The 19,107-nt window shown below is 46.2% G+C and carries 17 protein-coding genes; 8 read left to right on the forward strand and 9 right to left on the reverse strand.

Translation table 11 applies throughout. The features are described 5' to 3' along the window. The first annotated feature begins 70 nt into the window (after nt 1-70). Nucleotides 71-895, forward strand: coding sequence for a Cof-type HAD-IIB family hydrolase (locus R7190_RS22945; protein ID WP_318137614.1), 825 nt, complete (start codon nt 71-73; stop codon nt 893-895). Between the two features lie 50 nt (nt 896-945). Here R7190_RS22945 and R7190_RS22950 read toward each other — a convergent pair whose 3' ends face one another. After that, nucleotides 946-1,416, reverse strand: a complete 471-nt coding sequence (locus R7190_RS22950) for an EVE domain-containing protein (protein ID WP_132937317.1) — start codon at nt 1,414-1,416, stop codon at nt 946-948. 47 nt (nt 1,417-1,463) lie between these two features. On the opposite strand from R7190_RS22950, the gene R7190_RS22955 reads away from it, so the two are divergent. Next, nucleotides 1,464-3,014, forward strand: coding sequence for a COG3650 family protein (locus R7190_RS22955; protein WP_132937318.1), 1,551 nt, complete (start codon nt 1,464-1,466; stop codon nt 3,012-3,014). Continuing rightward, nucleotides 3,014-3,610, forward strand: a complete 597-nt coding sequence (locus R7190_RS22960) for a tRNA-uridine aminocarboxypropyltransferase (protein WP_033907272.1) — start codon at nt 3,014-3,016, stop codon at nt 3,608-3,610. The genes R7190_RS22955 and R7190_RS22960 overlap by 1 nt, the downstream gene beginning before the upstream one ends. 82 nt (nt 3,611-3,692) lie before the next feature. Here R7190_RS22960 and R7190_RS22965 read toward each other — a convergent pair whose 3' ends face one another. The 7 genes from R7190_RS22965 to lptM form a co-directional block, all read right to left on the reverse strand. Beyond that, nucleotides 3,693-6,179, reverse strand: a complete 2,487-nt coding sequence (locus R7190_RS22965; RefSeq protein WP_186584593.1) for an EAL domain-containing protein — start codon at nt 6,177-6,179, stop codon at nt 3,693-3,695. 138 nt (nt 6,180-6,317) lie between these two features. Then, nucleotides 6,318-7,034, reverse strand: a complete 717-nt coding sequence (gene yigB / locus R7190_RS22970; RefSeq protein WP_053350826.1) for a 5-amino-6-(5-phospho-D-ribitylamino)uracil phosphatase YigB — start codon at nt 7,032-7,034, stop codon at nt 6,318-6,320. A gap of 8 nt (nt 7,035-7,042) precedes the next feature. After that, on the reverse strand, nt 7,043-7,975 hold the full coding sequence (gene xerC / locus R7190_RS22975; RefSeq protein ID WP_132937319.1) for a tyrosine recombinase XerC: 933 nt from the start codon (nt 7,973-7,975) through the stop codon (nt 7,043-7,045). Beyond that, nucleotides 7,941-8,672, reverse strand: a complete 732-nt coding sequence (locus tag R7190_RS22980; RefSeq protein ID WP_186584592.1) for a DUF484 family protein — start codon at nt 8,670-8,672, stop codon at nt 7,941-7,943. The genes xerC and R7190_RS22980 overlap by 35 nt, the downstream gene beginning before the upstream one ends. After that, on the reverse strand, nt 8,666-9,496 hold the full coding sequence (gene dapF, locus R7190_RS22985; protein ID WP_005378744.1) for a diaminopimelate epimerase: 831 nt from the start codon (nt 9,494-9,496) through the stop codon (nt 8,666-8,668). The genes R7190_RS22980 and dapF overlap by 7 nt, the downstream gene beginning before the upstream one ends. Before the next feature lie 10 nt (nt 9,497-9,506). Next, nucleotides 9,507-10,760 (reverse strand): diaminopimelate decarboxylase, encoded by a 1,254-nt coding sequence (gene lysA / locus R7190_RS22990; protein ID WP_005378745.1) that lies wholly within the window; start codon nt 10,758-10,760, stop codon nt 9,507-9,509. Between the two features lie 61 nt (nt 10,761-10,821). Next, complete coding sequence (gene lptM, locus R7190_RS31375) at nt 10,822-10,938, reverse strand: LPS translocon maturation chaperone LptM (RefSeq protein ID WP_005378746.1); 117 nt, start codon at nt 10,936-10,938, stop codon at nt 10,822-10,824. 74 nt (nt 10,939-11,012) lie between these two features. On the opposite strand from lptM, the gene cyaY reads away from it, so the two are divergent. Next, complete coding sequence (gene cyaY / locus R7190_RS23000; RefSeq protein ID WP_005378747.1) at nt 11,013-11,327, forward strand: iron donor protein CyaY; 315 nt, start codon at nt 11,013-11,015, stop codon at nt 11,325-11,327. Nucleotides 11,328-11,396: 69 nt separating this feature from the next. Here cyaY and R7190_RS23005 read toward each other — a convergent pair whose 3' ends face one another. After that, a complete protein-coding gene (locus R7190_RS23005) occupies nt 11,397-13,925 on the reverse strand; it encodes a class I adenylate cyclase (protein WP_053350817.1) in 2,529 nt (842 codons plus the stop codon). 346 nt (nt 13,926-14,271) lie between these two features. Here R7190_RS23005 and hemC point away from each other — a divergent pair, with 346 nt between their 5' ends. The 4 genes from hemC to R7190_RS23025 are packed head-to-tail and all read left to right on the forward strand — an operon-like array spanning nt 14,272 to nt 18,351. Continuing rightward, on the forward strand, nt 14,272-15,210 hold the full coding sequence (hemC, locus tag R7190_RS23010; protein ID WP_186584591.1) for a hydroxymethylbilane synthase: 939 nt from the start codon (nt 14,272-14,274) through the stop codon (nt 15,208-15,210). A gap of 2 nt (nt 15,211-15,212) precedes the next feature. Further along, nucleotides 15,213-15,941, forward strand: coding sequence for a uroporphyrinogen-III synthase (locus R7190_RS23015; RefSeq protein ID WP_186584590.1), 729 nt, complete (start codon nt 15,213-15,215; stop codon nt 15,939-15,941). Between the two features lie 17 nt (nt 15,942-15,958). Beyond that, nucleotides 15,959-17,170, forward strand: a complete 1,212-nt coding sequence (locus R7190_RS23020) for a uroporphyrinogen-III C-methyltransferase (RefSeq protein ID WP_005378751.1) — start codon at nt 15,959-15,961, stop codon at nt 17,168-17,170. Further along, nucleotides 17,170-18,351 (forward strand): heme biosynthesis protein HemY, encoded by a 1,182-nt coding sequence (locus R7190_RS23025; protein ID WP_053350814.1) that lies wholly within the window; start codon nt 17,170-17,172, stop codon nt 18,349-18,351. Before R7190_RS23020 ends, R7190_RS23025 begins: the two co-directional genes overlap by 1 nt. Nucleotides 18,352-19,107 lie beyond the last annotated feature (756 nt).

Here is a 19,107-nt window from a genome sequence, read left to right on the forward strand (position 1 = left end):
CTAGTCAGTCTGCTGTACTCCGTTTGCAATTCACCTGTTCCACACTATCCAAACCGTTTACGAGGACTTCATGAGCACATCGCTACCTTGCAAAGAGATCACCAAAATCGTTGCCTCTGATCTGGATGGCACGTTACTCGCACCTAACCATCAGCTCAGTGCTTACTCAAAAGAGACGCTAAAAGCGCTGCATGAAAAGGGTTATACCTTTGTCTTTGCAACCGGCCGTCACCACGTAGACGTTGCGAGCATCCGTCGCCAAGTTGGCATTCCAGCTTATATGATCACGTCGAATGGTGCCCGAGTGCATGACCAGGAAGATCAGCTAATGTACAGCGAGAATGTCCCTGCGGAACTGGTACAAGGCGTGATCGACACGATCAAACATGATCAAGAAATACTTATTCACATGTATCAAAATGATAGCTGGTTGATGAACAAGGATGATGAAACGTTACGTGACTTCCACGATGAATTCACTTACGTCTTATTTGATGAAGACCAAGCCCCAACTGACGGTATTGCGAAAGTTTTCTTCACGCATCCTGGAGAAGACCACGAACGTTTGGTCGTATTTGAAAACAAACTACGTGAGCAGTTTGGTGATAAGCTGAACATCGCATTTTCAACGCCTTGGTGTTTGGAAGTAATGAGCGCTGGCGTGTCTAAAGGTCATGCTCTTGAAGCGGTAGCGAAAAAACTCGACCTCACGTTAGAAAACTGCGTAGCATTTGGTGATGGCATGAATGACGTAGAAATGCTGTCGATGGCAGGTAAAGGGCTAGTTATGGGTACATCACACGAAAAAGTGATGAAAGCTCTACCAAATAATGAAGTAATTGGCAGCAATGCAGAAGATGCGGTTGTACACTACCTACAAGAACACTTGCTGTAAGCTTCAATACTCCAAATTATGAAGGGCTGCACATTCGCAGCCCTTTTCTTTTATCGCTGACTTGGCAGCTTCTCTTTGCCAAGAATCGCGTCCCATTCTTCTTCTATCACGGGCATAATCGACAAGCGATTTCCACGTTTCACCAACGGCATGTTCTCAAGTTCTGGCATCGCTTTCATCACCGACAACGGAATCACTCGCGCCGTTTTACGTACAAACTCTACATCCACCATAATCCAACGCGGGTTGTCTGGGTCTGACTTTGGATCGTAATAATCGCTTTCGGGATCGAATTGGAAATGATCGGGATAGGCTTCTCTCACAACTTTAGCAATACCTGCCACGCCAACATGTTTACAAGAAGAGTGGTAAATCAGGACTAAATCGCCCACCTTCACTTGGTCACGCATCATATTGCGCGCCTGATAATTACGAACTCCCTCCCAACATGAAACCTTTTGAGTTCGAAGCGTGTCAATAGAAAAGGTATCTGGTTCAGTTTTAAATAACCAATATGCCATAATGCCATCCGATGCCGATTGAGTAACAATAATGAGGAAGATATAACATGAAGGCTTTGAAAAACCCAGTGGCGCTTGCCACCCTGCTGGTTCTGCAAGCATGTAGTTCACAGCCGCCACAATCTGGTGCTGCTGACCCAACCTCTCCACCAGCAACCTTAGATAAGCCTGAAACCATTCAACCTCAAACTTTTATGCTACGCGGAAAAGTGATCGTCGGTCACGAGAGCCAATACATCATGCCTTGTGGCAGCGACAAGCAATATTGGTTGCAACTATCACCACAGCAAATGCAACGAGCAATTCAGTTAAATAACGAGCCTTACCAGACTATGTATGGCGAGGTTATCGGCCACCTCAACCCACCGGGCATCGATGGGTTTTCTGCTGATTTCGATGCTAACTTTGTAGTGGAACAAGTGAACTTCCTCACAACGGAAAACCCAAACCGTTGTCAGCAACCAAACAAACCAACTCGCGTGTTTGGTAATGAGCCTTCTTGGTCGGCAAGCTTTGAGGCTAATGGACTAACATTCCAGAAAATCGGCAAACAAACCACAAAATTAGCGATTAACAGCAGTCAGCTTCAACCTCGCCAGCGCACTTATCAACTGCAAGGTGGTGAGCTTCGCTTAACAGAAAACCTCTGCTCAGACACAATGAGCGATTCTTTATATGGCTGGAAAGCAACACTAAAACATGATGGCGAGACGTATCAAGGTTGTGGTATGGCTGCAAACGTCGATGCAACGCTTGGCTGGGCTAATACCTATGTCGCGACCTCAACCCAATCACAAGGCTTTGAAGTACAAATGACCTTAAACCCAGACCACAGCGCCACAACAAAATACCGTTACGCCAATGGACAAGCACCATTAATCGAGCGTGGTTACTGGCAACAGTTAAGTCCGTCTCAGGTTCAAGTTGTCATGACGCATCATCAACAGCAAAGGCTAATGTTAGAGCGACTGTTTACTCGAGAAGGCAATCAGCTCAAAGCGACCAAAGAAAAAGTCGGTAACTTGGTATACCCAATCGCCGATGGTGGTTTAGTCCTTTATCCTGCCACCGTTCGTGATGAAGGCATCATGCAACCAGCCGAAAAACGCACCAACAACCCCATCGGTAGTGCTGACGTACCTTCTAGTGCAGAGTTTGATTCAAAAGTAGATGCCGCGGTGCGCAACTACTTCTTTATCCATCAAACCAACCCCAACAATAACCAATACCGTTGGCTAACTTACGACCTCAACAGCGATGGTAACGAAGAGCTATTGGTACAGTTGGATTGGTGTGGTTCCGGTGGCTGTACATTGCTAATATTTGAACATCACGAAAAGGAATGGCGCTTTAATAGCCGCATTACACTAGTGCAAAGCCCGATTATGCTCGGCCAACAAACCTCTCATGGTTGGCGAGATCTGATTTTTAATGTCAGCGGTGGCGGAGCTAAAGCGGCTCAACATGTGATGCAATACACTGGGGTTAGCTACCCACTCAACCCAAGCATGGCGCCAACGGCAACGCCGAACCAAGTCAGTGGCGTGCGTCTGTTCTCTGATGGGATAAGCCCGGTGCGAGAAGGAGTTCGTCTGTAATGTCACAACCGTGTCCAACCTGCGGTTTTCAATTCAATTGTATGTGCTCGCTAATGCCGAAACTTAACAGTGAGCACAACATCCTGCTGTTAATGCATCCGAATGAACTGAAGCGTGATACTAATACCGGCCAGCTACTAGAGCAGTGCCAACTCAACATTGAGCGAGTAATCTGGGATCGCAAACAGCCACCAGCAGAATTGCTCACTCTATTAGCTGATCCGTCGCGGTATCCGGTGTTGCTCTTCCCCTGTGAAGAAAGTATCACACTCGAACATGTGGTACTCCAAAGCCAGCAACAAACCAAAACTCCGCTGTTTATTATTTTGGATGCCACCTGGCAAGAGGCGCGCAAGATGATCAATAAGAGCCGTTGGTTAGAAGGTATCCCTACTATGGGATTGTCTGCGTCGGCGGACTCACAATATCAGCTGCGACGCAACCAACAACAAGGTAATTTGTGTACGTTTGAAGTCGCTGCACATTTGCTCGGGCAACTTGGAGAACAAAACAACCAACAACAAATGCAGCGCTTTTTTGCCCATTACCTCGCTCTGTTCCAAGCTGAAAAGAGTGGACACGCTCTTAAGCGTTAACCATTAAGCTCAGTAGAAGAACCAAACAAAAAACGCAGCCTACGCTGCGTTTTTACGACAAGAAGTTTCACGTGAAACATCATTAAAACAGTCGAGTCGGCTCGCCAAGATAGTAACCCTGCAAATAATCCACCCCCATGTCTTGTGCAATGGTACACACCTCCTGATTGTGGACGAACTCCGCCACCGTCTCCGCGTTAAACACCTGGCACAAACGCACCAACTGGGAAGCGATCTTGCGCTGTTTTAAGTCTTTATCAATATCACGAATCAAGCTGCCATCGAGCTTTATGACTTCTGGCTCCAACTTTAGGATTTCATCGATATTCGAATAACCGGACCCAAAGTCATCAACAATGATACGCGCCCCTAAGCTTCTAAAATGACTGCACACTTCTATCATTCGGCCGTAGTCTTTGATCTGCTCAGATTCCAGCACTTCTAAACCAATTCGCCTTGGGTCATTTAGCTGGCTAATTTCATGCTCTAAAAGCATTAAAGTTTTATCACTGAGCAAATCTTGCGGCGATAAGTTTATAGAAAAGTCACCTTGCTTATCTCGCATATAATGCAACGTAGAATGAATCATGTGCCGACTTAGTCGAGTGTAAAGATGCGTATCAGAGATAATTGGCAGAAAACGCCCTGGCGCAATCACCGTTCCATCGGCTTCCAGAATACGAACCAAACATTCTTGGCTTGCCAGTTTGTGGCTACCCGCATGCACAATAGGTTGGCTATAAGTGATGATATTCTGTTTAAGAATGGCTCTACTGACGCAACTTAGCCATCCAAGTTGCTCTTTACGCACATCCTCACTGACTTCAATATCTTTCGCATTACAGATATGGGTATTACTGCGTACACCGGAGCGCCTCGCTTCGATGCCTTTGAGTAAGAGCTCATCTACTGAAGCGGATGGAAAGTCTCGACGACTCACTAAGCCGCCGCATAGCGAGATAGAAAGATAATCTATTTCACGTAGGCCAATTGGCTCAAAATTAGTTTGTTCTACCGCGTCAGCAAAACGCGTAAAGTGCTGTTTGATGGTCTCGCTGCTTTGATCAGCTTTAAATATGAACGCCCACTCACCAACCCCAATACTATAAAGCTGCAAAGCCGTTGGCATGCCGAAACGCTTTCGTAGTCGATTCGTAAAGTGCATTGAGAGATCTTTGAGTAATTGATCTCCCACTCGGTAGCCGTATTTTTCGTTGATATGACTAAAGTTAAGTAGCTTTAGAGTCAACAAATGCTCATCCAAATCGATGTTACTCAGCCGCTCTTGCAATGCGACCCGGTTTTGTAACCCCGTACGACTGTCGCGTCGATAGCTTTCTTGTAACTTGCGCGTTTGGCGATCGAGTTGATATCCCATATGCGCGTTCATATGGTTGAGATCGCCGATCGCATTTCGAATCAAGCTAAACAACGGTGAAATAGAGGAGCTAACGGGCGACTTAGGCAAGTTCAATGTTTGCACTTCGTCTCCCTCTCGCATCGCTAAATACGTCAGGCTGTGATGAAGAATTTCGGGCTGACCAATACCACCATGCAGTTCCCCCATACAGTAACTACCAAACGTCGTCGCAATATCTTTGAAGGCTTGGACTTCGTCGCTGCTGTCAATAAAGTCTAACCGTGACGCGCAGTTAAAAATCATAACGACTTCAGGTTGGTGCATGGCTAACTCAACCACACCATGCCGCACTTGCTCGAGCGTTAACGAGGGATGGTTATAGCAAAATTGCACTTCGTCACCAAGACACCAGGGCCTGTCGAAGCTCATACTGCCATCAGCGTGTAGCTCCGTTACCGTACAAACTTCCTTTCGCCCTAAGCTTTCTCGATACAAAGGAAAGCTGAGCAGTTGACTCAGCGTCACGTCATGGCCATCCGCCAAGTAACGCTTGTATACGTCCAGCGCTTTCTTCTCACCTAAACAATACAAGCGCGTTCCTTTTGCATGAGTGACTTTGTGTGGCATGCCAATCGGGTTCCACTCCGAATACGCATCAGTCCATAGCTTCAAAGTATCACTGTGCAAAGCTACGGCAACCACAGCGTTATCGTAAACTCGGTTTTGATATAGCACCCAGCAGCCATCGTCAATACTCTGCGCCAACCCTCCAGAAATCACTACTTCTTCACTGGCGAAGGTTTGAAACAAGGGATAGTCACGTCGTTCAATTTGCACAGCAAAGCTGAGGATCACCTGTGAATTATGCTGCATTAGAAGAGAGCGCTTGAGCTCCCCGCCATCAATGTCAGGGGAGTAAGAGTATGTTTGTACCGCAGAAGTCAGCGTGGTTTGCTCAAATTCAATCACACTCACTAGGCAACCAGAGGTAAATATCTCCCCTTCCAGAATTACATTACGCGTACTATGCCCCATAACATGAGCATTCGGCAGCGACGACAAAACGGCGTCTGCAAGTGTGGTCGTAAATTCGCGCGATTGCGTCGACAATATTTGTACTAAATATTGTTTATCTGAGGAAGTCGGAAAAGTGACTAAAAAGTCATTCAGTTGACTGACATCGTGAACCAGTTTTGAAAAAGCTCGCATGGACCTACCACTGCCGTAACACTATCTTCACCACGACGTGTGGCGTTACTATTTTTATTTAATAGAGAATAATTTACGTGGCTTTGCGCTGCTTTTCTAGACACAAAATGAGATTAGAATGGATTAATGCGAAAGCAATTAAAAAAGTGTGAGTAACGGCTGCAAACTATTGATTTCAATATCAGGTAAAGTACGTGTTTTTGAATGGTTAATGACATTTTTATTCATATCATTAAACCAACAGGCTGCAAAACCAGCCAACTTTGCACCATGCACATCCGTGGTTAGGTGATCACCGACATGCAGAATATTCTCCGCAGGGATATCCAAGAATCGCTTCGCTTTAGTAAACATATCGGTTGCGGGTTTCGCCAATCCATCTGGTCCTGCTTTAAGTACCTGTTGGAAATAAGGCGTAAGACCGATGCGGTCTAAATCCACATTACCGTTGGTGATTGCCACCAACGGGATGTGCTGCGCGAGTTCCTCCAGTACATCGAGGCTTTGCTGCGGCACTTCAAAACGGTTACGCCAGTCCAACGCAACGTCTACTGCGGCTTTCGCAGCGGCATGTGCTGCGTCTTCGTCGTAGCCTACTTGGGAGAAGGCTTGCTGAAGTTGCACTAAACGCCATAAAGTGACATCGCTCTTCAGCTCGGGTTGTTGCTGCACAACACGCTGTTTGAGAGCAAACCAATCCGCTTTGTTCATATGAGCAACCGCTGGATGATGGTGCTTGAGCCAAGATAGCAACTCACGCTCCATGCGAACGATCACAGGATAGTTGTCATAGAGGGTATCATCTAGGTCAAAGGTCATTGCCTTAATAGGCTCGATACGGCGATAAAATTTCATACTTCGGCTCACTCCCCGTTCTTTTTACGTGCGCGTGGGTGGGCTTGGTCGTAGGCTTGCGCCAAATGTTGGAAATCCAAGTGCGTGTAGATTTGGGTCGTCGAAATGTTCTCGTGCCCTAAAAGCTCCTGTACCGCACGTAAGTTATTGCTTGATTCGAGCATATGTGTCGCAAATGAGTGACGCAGTTTATGCGGACTAATATGGCTTGCGACAGACTGTTTCTGCCCCCATTCAGCCATGCGCTTTTGCACGCTACGATGCGAAATACGCGTTCCGAGCTTAGATACAAACAAGGCGGGCTCACCTGGAGCGGCTAAATCACCACGAACGCGTAACCACTTCCCGACCCACTCGGTTGCCATCCCAGAGAACGGCACTTTACGTTCTTTATCGCCTTTACCAATAACACGAAGCTCACCACTACGCAGTTGTACATCACGTACATCCACACCCACCAACTCAGCCAAACGTAAGCCGGCACCGTACATCAGCTCCATCATGGCGCGATCGCGCACAGCCAGCGGATCGTCCTCGTTGACTTCAAGTAATTGGCTCACTTCGTCAACATCGAGGTTTTTGGGCAACGGGCGTTTTTTGCGAGGTGCTGAAACCCCTTTGGCTGGGTTAGCAGACATCTCGCCACGCAGAATAAGGAAATCGAAAAAGCTACGCAGTGATGAGAGTCGCGTTGCCAAACTGCTGGCTTTCATGCCTTCTCGCATGCCCTTACCTGCTAATTGGCGCACCCAACCAGCATCCACTTGAGACCAATCTTTGAGCCCCATTTCAGCTAAGTGCTGCGCCATAGTTTCTAGCTGCTGTTTGTAATTGCGCTGAGTATGTAGGCTAAGCCCCTTTTCGCTTCGTAAGAATTCATAGAAGCGCTCAAGAGGCTTTTGCAGACTATTTGGCAGAGGATTGTTGGGAGTTGTCGTCATCGTAACTTTGCCATACCAGTGTTTGAGCGAGATGTGCCACTACTAATGATAGGTGACGCAAAAACAAGGTATCCATATCTGGCTGAAAATGGCCGCCATCTTCACTAGAAAAAGCAAGCACGCCCAGTGTTTGCTGTTTCACGAGCGGCAGTACCACATAGGAACCCATTTCCGGCACTTCCATGTTGCCAAACAAAGCTTCACGATCCACTTTGCGAAGACGTCCTAAGTACGCATCTTTGCCATTTAAGTGAGTGGTCGCAAAGCGTTGATAACTTTCCTTACTCAATTGAATCGATGCGTCGCATTGACTAAACAATCGAACAAACGCACGTAAGCCCAATGCTTTGGCTTTATCTTCGATAGAATGAATGACTTGTTTAAAGTCACCACACTTTAGAATCTGCCCCTGCAAATCCATAAATTCGTAAAAGGTGCGATCATTGTTCGCCGCAAGCGATATTAGTGTAGTGATCTCTTCCTCTAACTCTTCAATGCGCTGACGTTGACGATTCATTTGGATGTGCACCAAAGATACCGCGCCTAAGTCTGAGTGTGGGAAAGATAAACGATCCACAAGCTCCGGACGTTGCACAAAAAAGTCTGGATGATCTTTGAGGTACTCGGCCACTACTTCAGCCGTTAAGGCATCTGCTTCTACTTGAGACAAACCGTTTCCTTTTTCTTCAACTAGCAAGATAATTGACCATCAAATACATGCGTTGTAGGTCCGGTCATAAACAACGGCTTGCCAGGACCTTGCCATGCAATTCGCAATTCACCACCAGGTAGAGAAACCTTAACGTTTTCATCCAACAAGCCCTGCAGAATCCCAACCGCGACTGCCGCGCATGCACCACTACCACAAGCTTGTGTCTCTCCTGCGCCTCGCTCATAAACTCGAAGACGAATATGGTCACGACTCATCACCTGCATAAAGCCAGCGTTGACGCGCTCTGGGAAACGCTCATGCGACTCAAGCAGCGGACCGAGAGTTTCCACTTCTGCCGTATCCACATCGTCGACCACGGTCACTACGTGCGGGTTACCCATGCTCACAGCACCACAAAACAAGGTATTGTCGCCTGCTCGCATGATGTAAGTTTTCTCTTTTTGCTTCGCTTTGAAAGGAATTTTGTTCGGTTCAAACTCTGGCACGCCCATGTTGACCGTCACTTCCCCATCATCTTCGATGTTGAGAATCATCTTTCCTTTCTTGGTGCTCACGCTGATGCTGTATTTATTGGTCAGCCCCTTCAAGCGAACAAAGCGGGCAAAACAGCGTGCACCGTTACCACACTGTTCAACTTCACTACCATCGGCATTAAAAATCCGATAATGGAAGTCGGTTTCAGGGTCGTAAGGGGCCTCTACCACAAGCAATTGGTCAAAACCAACGCCAGTATGACGATCCGCCAAGCGGCGGATCAGGTCTTGCGAGAAAAACACGTTCTGGGTAATACAGTCGACGACCATGAAGTCGTTGCCCAAACCGTGCATTTTGGAAAAGTGGAAATGCATTTGTTGTGTGTTACTCCGGTAGAATCTGTTCCAGCTGCCACAAACTGGTCAGCTCCTCACGCTGGCGAACTAAGTGGCTTTGTTTACCGTCCACCATCACTTCTGCCGCTCGGGTACGAGTATTGTAGTTCGAAGACATCACAAAACCATAGGCACCTGCTGAACGAACCGCGAGTAGATCACCTTCTTGCAAAACGAGTGCGCGATCTTTACCCAAGAAGTCGCCGGTTTCACAAATAGGACCAACCAAGTCGTAAGTCTGAGCTTCACCCTTTCGCGGTGAAACTGGCACAATATCTTGCCATGCTTGGTATAGCGCAGGACGCATCAAGTCGTTCATTGCAGCGTCGATAATCGCAAAGTTTTTATGCTCAGTATGTTTTAAAAACTCAACACGCGTTAGCAATATACCTGCGTTCGCAGCAATTGCACGGCCTGGCTCAAAGATCAGCTCCAAGTCTTGGTGATTTTCAAGACGGCCTAGTAACGCTTTGGCGTAATCAGAAGGCTGAGGTGGTAATTCATCACGATAGACCACACCCAAACCACCGCCGACGTCAAGGTGACGAATGTTAATGCCTTGCGCTTTTAAATCATCAATCAGGGCTAATAAACGGTCTGTCGCGTCGATAAATGGGTCTATATTGGTCAGCTGAGAACCAATGTGGCAGTCGATACCTTGCACATTCAAGTTCGGCAGGCTTTGCGCGAATTTATAAACATCTGGCGCACGATCAAACGCAATGCCGAATTTATTGTCGCGAAGACCAGTCGAAATGTAAGGGTGTGTTTTCGCGTCGACATCTGGATTGATACGCAGAGAAATTGGCGCAATCACACCAAGCTCACCCGCAACCTTGTTCAAACGTTCTAGCTCTGGCTCAGATTCAACGTTGAAACATTTGATACCTAGCTCAAGAGCGCGCTTCATCTCTGCCGGTGTTTTCCCAACACCAGAGAAGACGACTTTCTTCGGATCACCGCCTGCGGCAATCACACGCTCAAGTTCACCACCCGACACGATGTCAAAACCCGATCCCAAACGCGCTAGCGTGTTCAATACGCCTAAGTTTGAGTTGGCTTTCACCGCGTAGCAAACCAGGTGAGGATGCTGACCCACAGCACTATCAAACGCCTTCCAATGGCGCTCTAGCGTGGCTCGAGAATATACATAAAGAGGAGTGCCATATTGCTCTGCAAGAGCTTGAAGTGGGACGTCTTCGGCCCAAAGCTGGCCATCATCCTGATAGTTGAAGTAATCCAAAATTCGCTTCCCTTATTTTATTCGACTGCTGAACCCTAATTTCACCCTAAGGTGCGGTTATTTATTGTGATTGCTCATTCTGTTGAGTGTCATCTGGAATGTATAGTGAGCCAGACTGACCACACCCCGCTAAGGTCGCGGCAACCATCACAAACAACACAGTAACTAATTTTTTCATTTCGCATATCGTGATTATTGAATCAATGCCCCCTATAATCGCACCACACTCAGGAAAAGCAATAGGATAGACGGATGAACGATACTGAATTTCATCAACTGGTGGATGCGCAGATGCAAATCATCGAAGAATCCATCGATGATTCAGGCGCAGACATTGATTACGAAGTCACTGGCAACGTAATGACATTGGAATTTGAAGACCGAAGCCAAATCATCATTAATCGCCAAGAGCCGATGCATGAGATCTGGCTAGCGTCCAAATCTGGTGGTTTCCACTTCAAGCTTATTGAAGGTAAATGGACCTGCTCAAAAACGGGTATGGAGCTATTTGAAATGGTGAAGAAAGAGTGTGAAAAGCACGCAGGCGAAGCCATTGATTGGGCATAATTCTGGTCAATCGTCACCAAAACAAAAAGAGCACCGAAGTGCTCTTTTTGTTTATTGATACGGGTTTAATTACGCGTTCACAGTTTTGGTCGGGCGACTCGGTGAACAACCGTCATTACGGTAAGGAATGATATACGCATTCCCCTCTTCAGGGTGAATAATTTGATAGTACTGAGGCAGGTTAAAATTAATAAACTTCGACGCGACGCGACTATCGTCTTTTACCGACGTGTAGAAACTGTTTACAGACGAAATCATTTCATCTTTGGAGCCACTAAATTGGTGATACACTTCTACTTGATTTGACTCATCCAACACATAAATATTGAAGCCATCTTCGTTATCTTCAAAGAAGAACTGCACCAGACCTTCACTGGCAAACCCATCCACCGCTTCCGGCATTTGATATTCTTGCTCACGATCGAGCATTAACAGCGGCGAGCCTTTGAGTTTGTTAGTGGAAATGCTGCGGTAGAAATCGATGGAATTTTCTAGCTTCTGCACCGACACACCACGACGTTCAAAGAACAACCCATAAGTCTGGTTACCAAGACGCATCGCTTTAAAGCGGCGACGTTTCTCTTGCTCTACTGGTTTCAAGCGTAAGTCGATACATTCAGCTAAAAGCTGGTAAACCATATTACGCATCACACCACGCATGTTCTTCGCATAGCAGAACACATCCACTGATTCTGGTGGCAACGCATCTTGGTGCATTTTGCCCAAAATGGTTTTCAGTGCATCCAGCATCGCCGTTTCCCCTTTGAAATGCAGCGTACGCACTTCATGCCAAGAATTACGGTAAACAAGGTCAACACTGCCGACTAAATTTTTATGTTCTGGACCAAAGCTAAAAATATCGGTGTTCTTAACATCCACTTTCAACGAACGACCAGAAAGTTCAGACGTCGGATCATTTTCAAAGTTGATGAACATCGCAAGCTGGCTTATTTCACAAGGACTCGCTAGCGCCTGCATAGATGGACGACGCTTACGCAACGCAAAAGTATTTCGTAAGTCACTCACCATTTGGTAAAACTTATCAATATCTAGCTGCGCTTCACGTACCACGGCATGTAAACGAGTCGATTCAGTAATCAAGCCATTGAAGAATGCCCAAGCAACCAACTTACTCAAGTATTCATGATGCTCTAGATATGGTTGCCCCAAAATGCGGTGCGCAATAAGTGGTTGTTTATAGAGGTACCAACCAGACTTGTTCACTCCCCCTTTTTTCACTTCGATAAAGCTCAAGTCAGGCTCGTGCAGATCAGGTGAAATCTGTGGGTTTAGTAACGTTACTTTGCCCGGCAATACTTCAAAAGCTGCGTAAAGTTTACGGGCCAAAATACTGATGTCTTGCGGACTGATAGCAGAAGTGATGTCGTTACGACGCGCAAATTGAATCAAGTTACGGTAGCTTTGCATCAACGCATCCAGCAATGCATGATGTACCACCTTTACTTGTTCAACCTTCCAATTACGGCGGTCATCGAGCTCTGCAACGACACTGGCATCCCAATTCCATTTTGCAATCATATCGCTCAGCGCTTCACGACGCCAAGCTACTGAGCCAACATTCGGCTCACGAGATAATTTTTCATGGGTTTTGAGATAGAAACAGCGACGCACTAAATCCAAACGTGTATCGTCTTGAATTCGCTCTAAGTAACGGGTTACTTTTTCCAACATTAAGTAGTACGCATCCATGCCATAGAGATCAGGCTCATGGGCAAAGAAACGACGTTTAGTGTCGATGCTTAACAATTGAGTATGCGGGTATTCCCACGAGTAAGCTTCTAGCAAGATGGCTTTTAATACCGATTTGTAGGGAGAGTCGATGCTTTTGTATAACTGCCACAAGTTCGAGCCGAAGTATTCTTCAGCAGGAATGCAGTTCAATTTACCAAAGTCGATCCATTCACTACAGTCGATGTAACCATCACTGCACAGTTGAGAAACGTACTCGTCGTAACACTCTTCCATTTCTGGCGGCACGATTTGCCATAACAAACGCTGTCCGGCAATACGCACCGCACTACGATAGAATTCATCTAGCAAAAGTAAGTGCTGAGATGAACCACAGTTATCACCTGTCATCTCCTCAGAATGATTGCTTCTAAAGCGCTCTTTATCCATTAAGAAAAAGTTCGCTTCCACGCCTTTGCTTTGTGCCCAATCCGTGATGAGTAAGCATTTATTGGTCAATAACTCGCGTTCGTCACAATCCATCTCTGGTGAGATACACACCCAAATATCCAAATCACTGGAAGTACTTTGACCAATCGAGGAGGTACTGCCCATGGTGTACAAACCCAATATAGCGGGCTTTTCTACCGTCTTGAGCGGCTGACCAATGGCAAGTTGAATATCATCTATGAATTGTTGCTGAATGCTATTTAGTTCAAGCCCATGCACACCAAAAGGGACATCGGCATCATAATAGCCAGGAATTACAGGATGGTTGTAGTTCAACAAGGCAGGAATCAAATGGAAGACTTGCTGGCTTTGCGAATCCATAAGCGCCAGCGCGCGATCAACTCGCTGCTGATTCAAATTATCTAGTCGCTGGATGATTTTTTGGGTGTAAGCCTGCAAGGGGAATTCCTTGGTTGAACAATCACGAAAATCTGCTGACGTTTTAAACCAAAATGGCTTAAAAACGTGATCAATTTAACACTTTTATTGGTGCGGGTAAAGCTTCACGCCCGCGTATCACTCTGGATACAAAACCATACTTTAGTCACAAAATTAATCGCGCGGTAGTGTCGCTCTTATTACCTATTACTAATAATAGTCCTTAGTCTAATTGAGAATCCAGTCACACTATTTTCATAACGTCATGTAATTCCATTCATAGCCTTCAGAGATAACGAACTAACAGTAAGCATTTCTTGATGAGAATGGTAGGATAAACCCAAATCCAAACAGCATTGAGAAGATCATGACACAATCCACACCGATTCGCATTGCAACTCGAAAAAGCCCTCTTGCTTTATGGCAAGCTTACTTTGTTAAAGACGCCCTTCAAGCCGCTCACCCTGGCTTGGAAGTCGAGTTAGTAACCATGGTGACCAAAGGTGACGTGATTTTAGATACACCACTAGCAAAAGTTGGCGGCAAAGGCTTGTTCGTAAAAGAGCTTGAAGTCGCGATGCTAGAAGGACGCGCAGACCTCGCCGTTCACTCAATGAAAGACGTACCCGTCGATTTCCCAGAAGGCCTTGGCCTCGTGACCATTTGTGAGCGTGAAGATCCTCGTGATGCCTTCATCTCTAATACCTATAGCCACATTGATGAGCTCCCTCAAGGTGCCGTGGTTGGTACTTGCAGTTTGCGCCGTCAATGCCAACTGAAAGAATATCGTCCGGACATCATCATCAAAGAGCTTCGCGGTAATGTGGGCACTCGCCTTGGTAAGTTAGATGCGGGTGAGTATGATGCAATCATTCTTGCTGCGGCTGGCCTCAAACGATTGAAGCTTGAAGAACGCATTCGTAGCTTTATCGAACCAGAGCAATCACTACCAGCGGTAGGCCAAGGTGCTGTCGGTATTGAGTGCCGCCTTGACGATGAAAGACTGCTTAAGCTGCTTGAGCCACTTAACCACCAAGACACCGTAGACCGCGTTTTGTGTGAGCGCGCAATGAATCTGACCCTAGAAGGCGGCTGTCAGGTACCAATCGGCAGCTATGCCCTGCTAGACGGCGACAACATTTGGCTACGCGCATTAGTTGGCGAACCAGATGGCAGCGAAATTGTGCGTGGTGAAATTCGTGGCCATCGTAAAGACGGCGAAGGATTAGGAGTGCAGCTAGCCAATGAGCTGTTAGATAACGGCGCTCGTGAAATCCTAACTAAGCTGTACGCAGATCACGAATAATCATGGCAGTGTTGGTCACTCGGCCGGGAGAGCAAGGCAGCGCGCTTTGCTCTCTGCTCGAAAGGCACGGCATTTCCGCATATCACCATCCTCTGATCGACATTGTCGCCGATCTCACGGACACGCACCTCTCTAAACACCTGCATCAAGCTCAAATTGTTATCGCTGTTAGTCGACATGCCGTGCAATGTGCACAGCAAATCATAGCCAGCAACGAGACATCATGGCCGAAACAAGCCATTTACCTTGCCGTTGGTCAAAAAACAGCACACTATTTAAGCAAATGTACCCAACAGAAAGTACACTATCCCCAAGTCAGTGATAGTGAACATTTATTGCGACTGCCAGAGCTCAACAATGTGGCACAACAACAAGTTCTTATCCTTCGTGGTAACGGCGGAAGAGAGCTGATCAAAGATGCATTGGTGAGGCGTGGCGCAAAAGTTCACTATAGTGAGACTTACAAGAGAGAATTCATCCCATTCGATCCAGTAAGCTGTATCTCACTATGGAAAAACCTACAAATTAACCAGATTATTGTCACCAGTGGTGAACAACTGGATTATTTGTGCAGCCAATTGACCTCGGAGCAATTGACTTGGCTTAATCAACAAGAGTTGTATATCCCCAGTCAGCGTATCGCTGACATCGCAATTCAAAGGGGGTTCACTCGCGTGAGATGCACGGGAAGCGCATCCAACCAAGAATTACTGGCGGCTCTCCAGCCCTAGCTACACAGGATATAGGCATGACAAGTAAAAATAACGACCAAAAAAATAACGATAAAAACCTTTCCGAAGAAACCTCATCGGCACCGCTAGTCGAAAAAACCACATCGCAGCAGGATGCGGACCTTAAAAAAGAGCAACCACAAGCGGCCGAGCCCCCAAAAACAGCAGAGCCAACCAAAGTCGAGTTTGAAGAAAAACAAGGTAAACGCGGTGTCAAACTAGGCACGGTCGCTATCATCTTATCGATTATTTTTGGCGGTGGCCTCGCGTACAAGCTGCATCAACAGCAAGCCGATTACCAAGCGCAGATCGCCCAACTAAAAAGTCAGCTAGAAAGCACTCAAGCTTCCATGAAGCAAGAGCTCAGCCGGGTACAAGAAGAAACCATCGAGAAAGCAACAACCGTGACACACAAAGCGGAAGTGGTACTTGGACAGCAACAGAAGAGCATTGAAAGCTTACAGCTCGCCGTTGCCGATGTGAAAGGTCGTCGACCAAACGACTGGCTATTGGCGGAAGCCGATTACCTCGTCAAATTAGCCGGCCGTAAATTGTTCTTAGAGCACGATGTAGAAAGCGCGACTCAACTGATGGAAAGTGCAGACCAACGCATTGCAGCGCTGAATGACCCTAGTCTCGTCAAACTACGTAAAGCAATGGCAAACGATATCACCAAACTTCGCACTATCCCGCTAATTGACCGTGATGGATTGGTATTACGCTTAACTGCCCTGCAACAGCAAGTAGACAAGCTCCCTCTCGCCAATGCACTGCTACCTGAAGCTGAAGCCGTAGAAAACACTGAAGTGTCTGAAGATATCGCAAACTGGCAAGATAACTTAATGACCTCTTTGAAGGACTTTTCGGAAAACTTCATTACCTTCCGCACGCGCGATGGTAACGTCATTCCACTGCTTTCTCCTGAGCAACACTTTTACCTGAAAGAAAACATCAAAGCCAAATTGGAAACGGCAATAAAAGCGGTGTACCAAGAACAAGGTGAAATTTACACCACATCTCTAAAAACAGCCGACAAATGGGCATTAGCTTTCTTCAACCAAGACGATAATTCCGTTAAAGAGTTCAACAAAACGGTTAACCTGCTAAGTCAGCAAAATATTCAAGTGGAATACCCAACAAAACTGCAAAGTCAGTCTCAACTATCAGATGTCATCCGTGAACGCCTACGTCGTGAAGTCACAACGATGACAGGCATGGAGGATAAGTAATGTTTCGTCTTATTTTCCTATTTGTTGTACTAGGCGCAGGACTATTTGTTGGCACCCAGTTTTCTGGTCAGCAAGGCTATGTACTCATCTCCATTGCCGAGAAAACGATCGAGATGAGCGTAACGACATTAGTGGTTTTCGTTATCGCTGCACTCGCAGGTCTTTTTCTGCTTGAGTACCTGATTAAGAAGTTAGTTTATGCTAGTTCTACAACATGGAACTACTTCAGTGTTCGCAAAATGCGCCATTCCCGCCGATACACCAATGAAGGCATTATTAAACTGCTAGAAGGTGACTGGAAAGGTGCTGAGAAGAAAGTAACTCGCTGGGCAAATCATCACGATATGCCGCTGCTTTGCTACTTGGTTGCGTCTGAAGCCGCACAAGGCCAAGGTGATAAAGCAAAACGAGATCACTATCTAGAGCTAGCGAGCCAACAAGAGAACGCCCATCTCGCAGTAGAACTGACTCGAGCGAAACAATTTATCCGCGACAACGAGTTCGAGTCCGCTTTCGATACCTTGCAATCGTTAAAAAGTCAGTATGCGAGTAACTCTATTGTATTGAACTTGCTGAAAACAACGTACATGCAGCTAAAGTTGTGGCAACCTCTTATTGACCTCTTGCCACAACTAACCAAAGCAAAACTCATCACGGAAGAAGAACATGCAGAGCTGATTCAAAAGGCGCAGTGCGGCTTACTCCATGAAGTAGCGCAACAACAAGGTAGCGAAGGGCTTATCTCTCATTGGAATAGTCTCTCACGTAAAGTGAAACAAGACACACACCTCGTTGCCTGTTTTGCTCGAGAACTCATCACACGAAAAGCTGATGCAGAAGCCTTTACCCTGCTAAAAGAAGCATTAAAAAAACAACCTGCCCCAGAGCTTTATCAACTACTGCCAGATCTAAATCTGCCAGATACCCACCCTGTCGTGGTCTTCTTAGAGGGAGTAGTGAAGAAAGAACCGGATAACGCCGCTGCCCATAGCGCATTAGCACACTTCTATTTCCGTCAAGAGAAGTGGCAAGAAGCCCAGGATCACTTTGAGATCGCCTTAAAGCTTCGCTCTGACGTCTCTGACTATGCATTCCTAGCAGACACACTAGAGAAGCAAAATCTAACCAAAGCTGCTCACGAAGTCTCTCGTAAAGCTCTCACGCTCGTCCAGAATGACTAACTTAAGATGACCTAACTAAGCCGACAGCTTACCTGTCGGCTTTTTTATTGCCTGCTATTAACCCTTTAGTCCTTACATCAATATGTTTATCAAATTCATTGGTTCCCAAGTAATTTCCAACTTCCTAGCAACTCACTATCGTTTCACTTTCACTCTTCTCTTTTGACTACTCTGATCCTGTCATTCCAGCAGAATCCAAAACAATTTTAAAAGATACAGGAATACGTAACTTTAGCCTGTTGATGTATGGTTTTAAGACGTAGCTAGATTTAGGCAATAGAGCACACGCATCGCTAGACTGAGCAAAACAAAAAGATACATCAGTGAAACAGTGGCTATTTGAGTATGCTTATTTGTTCGGTCTATCCAGTAAAAGGGGCTAGAGAAGCAATGGTAGTGCTTTAAGAGAACGATAAGGCAATAGATGGTTCAACACCTTAACAAAGCATCTCCAACAACCTTATCGGGACAGCATGCAGTGATGAGGATGAACAGCTTTAGAGGCAACTGCACTTCTTAGCAAAAATCAAAACATCACAACCAATACCGATACCGATACCAATATTACTTTGTCGAAAAGTAGATCGCATATGGAATTGATTTTTGGCAAGCACAGATAGAGTAATAAAGATGTACGGAAATGAAAAAAGCCTCGCTATTTCTAGCGAGGCTTCTTAATAGTGGCGGAGAGATAGGGATTTGAACCCTAGATACGCTATTAACGTATGCCGGTTTTCAAGACCGGTGCTTTCAACC

Source organism: Vibrio sp. 1078-1 (genome assembly GCF_033340475.1).